At 61.3% G+C, this 1,231-nt stretch carries 1 protein-coding gene; it reads left to right on the plus strand.

Annotated elements, in window-relative coordinates; genetic code table 11:
- The first annotated feature begins 77 nt into the window (after nucleotides 1-77).
- Nucleotides 78-1,076 carry an AraD1 family protein gene (araD1, locus tag EOA22_RS34205; RefSeq protein ID WP_063167575.1) on the plus strand — a complete coding sequence of 333 codons (999 nt, stop codon included), beginning with the start codon at nucleotides 78-80 and terminating at the stop codon, nucleotides 1,074-1,076.
- Nucleotides 1,077-1,231: the final 155 nt, after the last annotated feature.

The raw sequence follows: 1,231 nt of genomic DNA on the forward strand, positions 1-1,231 counted from the left end.
ATGTACGCGAGCCAGCAGTTCATCGTCGATGCGGGCTGGGTGTGATCCGTACGGTTTCAAAGGAAGAAGGTTAGTTCATGCGTCTTGTTCAGTTCAGAATGGCCGACGGCAGCAGACGGGTGGGCCGCGTCTGCGATGACGGCAATCATCTGCACCCGCTCGAAAAGACCAGCAGCGTGCTGGAACTGGCCGAAGCGGCAATTGCCCAGGGCACGTCGATCGCAGCGCTGGTCGAGAAGCGGACCGGCACGGCGAAAATCGACTACGACCAACTGTTGCGCGATGGGCAGGTGCTCGCTCCGGTCGACCATCCCGAACCGGCGCGCTTCCTGGTCACCGGCACCGGCCTCACCCACACCGGAAGTGCCGCCGCGCGCAACCAGATGCATGTTCTGACCCATGGCGAAGGTGCCGACGAATCCGATTCCTTGAAAATCTTCCGCATGGGGCTGGAGGGCGGCAAGCCTGGCTCCGGCAAGATCGGGATTCAGCCAGAGTGGTTCTTCAAGGGCGTCGGCACCTGCGTTGTCCCGCCCGGCGCACCGCTGCCGATGCCGGCATTCGCGAAAGCCGGTGCAGAGGAAGCCGAGATCGTCGGGCTTTATGTCAATGGACCCGATGGCCATCCCTATCGCATCGGCTATGCGCTCGGAAACGAATATTCCGACCACGTGACGGAGGGCGAGAACTACCTTTATCTCGCCCATTCCAAGCTGCGCTCCTGCTCGATTGGTCCGGAACTGCTGATCGGTGACCTGCCCGAAGAAGTGCGCGGCCATTCGCGCATCCTACGCAACGGCACTGTTATCTGGGAGCAGGAGTTCCTGTCGGGTGAAGCGCACATGTCGCACTCGATCGCCAATCTCGAACACTTCCATTTCCGCTACCCGATGCACCGCAGGGCGGGCGACCTGCACGCCTATTTCTTCGGCGCGGCGGTGATGAGCTACGCCTCCGGCGTCAAGACGGCTTCCGGCGACGAGTATGAAATCCAGGCACAGACGTTCGGCAAGCCACTGCGCAACCGGATGGTGTCGGTGCCGGACGAGGGACTGGTCGCTGTTACCCAGCTGTGACGGCGCAGGCCCGAAAATTACGGTCCACCAGAACGATAATGGGAGATTAAAAATGGGACTGAGGAAAGCGTTTTTAAGACTAGCGACAATCGGGCTCAGCATCGGCCTGATGACATCGGCGGCGCTCGCCGCGAACCTTCGGGTACTGGCCTGGG

This window comes from Mesorhizobium sp. M7A.F.Ca.US.014.04.1.1 (assembly GCF_003998745.1).
Classification (GTDB): Bacteria; Pseudomonadota; Alphaproteobacteria; order Rhizobiales; family Rhizobiaceae; genus Mesorhizobium; species Mesorhizobium ciceri.

Excerpts from the sequence above, each read along its gene's own strand:
- araD1 (WP_063167575.1), top strand. The coding sequence starts at position 78 with ATGCGTCTTGTTCAGTTCAGAATGGCCGACGGCAGCAGACGGGTGGGC.